Genomic DNA, 4,568 nt, shown 5'->3' on the forward strand with positions numbered 1-4,568 from the left:
TTGTGGGCCTCGCTGGACTCGGCGCCGAGGAGGTGACCCATTCTGTGGATGAGCCCGATACGGATCGAAACCGGGGAGCGCGCTGGTACCGGACCAGTGCGGGTGGTTTTGCGGGGATCCCTGACCTCGATCGGCAACTCCCCTTCCCTTCGCGCCGTCCCCGCGCACCTTCCCGCCCCGGGGGATCTCGAAACCGGGCTGAACCCGCAGAGTTTCGCAATATGCCCAGAAAGGCGCTGTGCCCGCACACAGAACTTGGCCAACCATTCATGTACCCGCCCGATAAGATTTTCGCGGGCGTGCCAATTTCACACAGAACAGCGCTAGGGTGGCCGTCACGTGCGCGGTCATCGGTGACGGGTGCCGATGGTGAGCGCCTGCCCTCCGACGCACGGTGGGATCGGAGCTGTTGATGCGCGATATCGTCGACGACCTGCTGGAGGTATGGCGTTCGGGCCGGACCGGCGGGCTGGCCACCATCGTGCGCACGGGTGGCCGGGTGGACATTCCCGTGGGTACGTCGATGCTGGTGGACCCGGACGGGATGATCTACGGGTCGATGGCCGCGACCGGGATCGAGGACACCGTCTACGAGGCGACCCTGCAGTCCGCGCGGACCGGGCAGCGCGCGCTGCACCGGCTCACCGTCCCGTCTCTCGAGGGCAGCGAGGGCGGCGTCATCGACGTGTTCACCGAGCCGTTCTCGCGCGGCCATTTCCCGGAATTCCCGACAATCGCGACCGAAATCGCCGAGCATCGGCGCGTCACCCTATTCACGGTGGTCTGGAATCCGGAGCCGGGAATGATCGGGCAGCATCTGATCACCGATAAACGGCATGCGACCGAACTTGTCTCACTTCCGCAATCGGATATCTTCGTGGCCTCGTTCGCGCCCCCGCCGCTGCTGATCGTCTTCGGTGCCAACAGTGTGGCGGCCGCGTTGTCGGCGCAGGCGCAGTTGCTCGGTTATCGGGTGGCCATTTGCGATCCGCGGCCCGCTTTCGCGGTTCCCGAATCCTTTCCGGGCGCCGAGGTGGTCTGCGATTGGCCGCACCGCTATCTGAATGTGCTGGTGTCGGACGGGGAGGTCGATTCATCCACCGGCATCGTGCTGGCGAGTCACGATCCACAGTTCGAGATCCCGCTGCTCACGGTCGCGCTACGACTACCCGAGGTGGGCTACATCGGCGCCGTGGGGTCGGCGATCACGAGTGCCCGCCGCCTCGACGATCTGCGTGGCGGGGGGTTCGACGACACCATGCTGGCGCGGCTGCATTCGCCCGCCGGTATGGATATCGGCGCCGCCGGCGCCACCGAGACCGCGCTGGCGGTGGCGGCGGAGATGGTGGCCGCCCGCAACGGGCGGCTCGGCCGGATCACCGTGCGTTTCCCCGCGGAGGCGGCGATCTGAACACTCGTGACCTGTGTCCGGTCCCGCGGGACCGGCAACCGATTCGGGCCTCCGGCCCGGGCCGGCCGCGTTTGCGCGGCGCCCGCTCTCGTGGACAGTGGTTCTCGTGATCCTCACCGTGACAATGAATCCCGCCTACGACGTGACCTACCGCGTGGAGAACTTCTTTCCCGGGCAGACCCACCGGGTGCGTTCGGTCGAGCAGCGTCTGGGCGGTAAGGGCATCAATGTGACCCGCGTGCTCAATCAGCTCGGACGGTATGCCCGTGCGACCGGATTCGCCGATCACGCTTTCGCCGCGGCCGCCGAGGCGGAGATGCCGGTGGATTTCGTGCACGCGCTGCCCTGGGTGCGGCGCACGGTGGTGATCAGCGAATCGGAGACCGGTACCGCGACCGCGCTGCGTGAACCGGGAGCCCGGATCTCGAATCCGCACGCTTCCGAGCAGCTCGAGGTCCGGGTATCGGGCATGCTGCCGCATATCTCGGGGCTGGTGATCGCGGGTTCGCTACCCGAGGGGATCGACCCCGGCCTACCTGCCCGGATAGCGCACAGCGCACTCGACGCGGGCGTGCCCACGGTCTGCGATCTGGACGGCCCCGCGCTGCGGATGGCCTCGCGGGTGCCGGGCGTGGTGCTGTTGCCGGGGGTCGGCGAATTCGCCGCGCTCACGCACGGCCGGGTGGAGACCCTGGAGGCGCTGACCACCGCCGCCCGCACGCTGGTGGACCGGGGTGTGGCGGCGGTGGTGATCACCCGCGGGGCCGAGGGGATGGTGGCGGTCACGCCGAAGGGCACGTGGAACGCGCATCTGCCCGAACCGCTGACCGGTAATCCCACGGGGGCCGGTGACCCGGTCGCCGCGGCGGTGATCGCGGCGTTGGCGACGAGCGAGAAGCCGGACTGGCCGGCGATCCTGGTGGACGCGGTCGCCACTTCCGCCGCCTCGGTGGTGATACCGGTCGCCGGGGAGATAGACCGGCGGTTACGCGGACATCTGGCGCCGACGGTCGTGGTCACCGAGTTGGATAGCGGCGGGCGCGCAGAGCCGGACGCGTAGCCCGGACGGCCGCCGGGGCGGCGGCTATTTCAGCACGTAGGGCGATACCGAGCTGCGGTGTTCGCTGATATCGAGGGTTTTGCCCAGCGGCGGGAACGCGCGCTGCGGGCAGTTGGTGCGGTCGCACACCCGGCACCCGGCGCCGATCGGGGTCGCGTTGACCTCACGCAGATCGATCCCGTCGGCGTAGACGACCCGGGCGGCGTGCCGGATCTCGCAGCCCAGGCCGATGGCGAAGGTTTTGCTCGGCTGCCCGAACCGGGTGGCGCGACGTTCGACCGTCCGCGCCACCCACAGGTATTTGCGCCCGTCGGGCATCTGCGCGATCTGGGTCATGATCTTGCCCGGATAGGCGAAGGTCTCGTACACATTCCACAGCGGGCAGGTGCCGCCGCTGGAGGAGAAATGGAATCCGGTGGCGGACTGCCGTTTCGACATGTTGCCGGCCCGGTCCACCCGGACGAACGAGAACGGCACACCCCGCAATTCCGGGCGCTGCAGGGTGGAGAGCCGGTGACAGATGGTCTCGTAGCTCTGGGCGAAGAACGCCGATAATCGCTCGATATCGTAGCGGAAGGATTCCGCGACCTCGTGGAAGTAGGTGTAGGGCAGGACGGTGGCGGCGGCGAAATAGTTCGCCAGGCCGAGCATGGCCAGTTTGCGCGCGTCGGGACCGGAGAAATTGCCCTCCTCCACCAGTTTGTCGAGCAACGGACCGCACTCGAAGTAGGCCAGTTCGGCGGCGAGTTTGAACAGGCGCTGCCCGCCGGACAGATGGGGGGCGATTTCGAGCACGTGCTGGGCCGGATCGTAGCGGTGCAGGACGCCTTCACCGAGGTCGATTCGTTCCAGGATCCGCACACCGTGCGTGCGCAGCACCTTCGGTATCTCGCTGTGCGCGTCTCCGTTGTGCAGGCGGATGCGGTTGGCCAGTTCCTCGGCGGCGGTATCGAGCTCGTGAATATAGTTCTGCCGCTGGTAGAAGTAGTCGCGTACTTCCTCGTGCGGCTTACTGATGGTGGCGCTGCCGGAGCCGTCGGCGAACCGGTCCTCGGTGGCCGCGGCCAGCTGGGCGCTGGTGTTGCGGTAGCGGTTGTGCATATTGACCAGGGCCCGGGCCATGCTCGGATGCGCCGACACCATTTCCGCGATCTCCCGGGCGTCGGCCTCGATGCCGAGTTCCTGGTCCATCACCACTTCCTGGAGTTCGGCGATGAGCCGGGTGTCGTCCTGCGGCGAGAAGAAGGTCGCCTCGACGCCGAAGACTTCGCTGATCCGCAACAGCACCGGCACCGTGAGCGGCCGGACGTCGTGCTCGATCTGGTTCAGATAACTGGCCGAGATCTCCAGCTGCTGGGCCAGCGCCACCTGGCTGAGCCCGCGTTCGGTTCGCAGTTGCCGGAGCCGGGCACCGACGTAGGTCTTGGCCATGCGTCCAGCTTAGGCATTGTTCGCACGCTGCGATACGCGGGTTAGCAAGAATTACATATTGTGGTCTATCCCGGCGTTCCGCGGCATCGTCAGCTGTCCTGGGCGGGGCGTGAGATCTCCTCCAGCGGTGAGGCCAGCGGCCAGCCACCGGCCGCCAGATGGGATGCCACCCGGGCGATATCGTCGGCGCCCGCCTTCTCCCGGGCCACCCGCGCCACGGCCGCTTCCACCTCGTCGTGGGTGATCTCGCGGCCGTCGCTGTCGCGCACGACCTCCTCGGCCACCAGCATCACCTCGTAGTCGGTCAGGTCGCGGTGCAGGACCGCGAACAACGCGACGTAGTCCGACTGCGGCACACCCTTCGGATACCCGGCACGCAGCCATTCGATGATCCGCGCCAGCAACCCCGACCGCTCGGGCGGCAACCCGCTCCCGGCGGTCATCTCAGGCCTGCCCGAAGATATGGATGCCGAATCGGTCGGCGAGGAACGCCTTGGCCACGAACAGCACACCGGCGATCACCACCGCCAGCACCACGACCAGGCAGACAACCGCTCCCGTCCAAGCGGCGAGGTCGTGGCGCACCGAACCGTCGGGGCCCGGCCGCTCCGCGACCGACCACCAGCGCACCCCCAGCGCGAAAACGGCCGGCAACCCGGCTCCCAG

The 4,568-nt window shown here is 67.8% G+C and carries 5 protein-coding genes; 2 read left to right on the top strand and 3 right to left on the bottom strand.

Annotated features, from left to right (window positions below):
• Positions 1-412 precede the first annotated feature (412 nt).
• Positions 413-1,411 (top strand): XdhC family protein, encoded by a 999-nt coding sequence (locus tag ACWDU1_RS29835; RefSeq protein ID WP_450003569.1) that lies wholly within the window; start codon positions 413-415, stop codon positions 1,409-1,411.
• Between the two features lie 106 nt (positions 1,412-1,517).
• Positions 1,518-2,471 carry a hexose kinase gene (locus tag ACWDU1_RS29840; protein ID WP_450003571.1) on the top strand — a complete coding sequence of 318 codons (954 nt, stop codon included), beginning with the start codon at positions 1,518-1,520 and terminating at the stop codon, positions 2,469-2,471.
• A 24-nt stretch (positions 2,472-2,495) separates the two neighbouring features.
• On the opposite strand, the gene ramB is transcribed toward ACWDU1_RS29840, so the two are convergent.
• The 3 genes from ramB to ACWDU1_RS29855 all read right to left on the bottom strand — a co-directional run.
• Positions 2,496-3,902 carry an acetate metabolism transcriptional regulator RamB gene (gene ramB / locus ACWDU1_RS29845; protein WP_450003573.1) on the bottom strand — a complete coding sequence of 469 codons (1,407 nt, stop codon included), beginning with the start codon at positions 3,900-3,902 and terminating at the stop codon, positions 2,496-2,498.
• Between the two features lie 89 nt (positions 3,903-3,991).
• A complete protein-coding gene (locus tag ACWDU1_RS29850) occupies positions 3,992-4,345 on the bottom strand; it encodes a DUF3349 domain-containing protein (RefSeq protein ID WP_450003574.1) in 354 nt (117 codons plus the stop codon).
• Position 4,346: 1 nt separating this feature from the next.
• Positions 4,347-4,568, bottom strand: a 222-nt coding sequence (locus ACWDU1_RS29855) for a hypothetical protein (RefSeq protein ID WP_450003576.1), incomplete at its 5' end; no start/stop codon positions are given.

The organism is Nocardia sp. NPDC003345 (genome assembly GCF_053589395.1).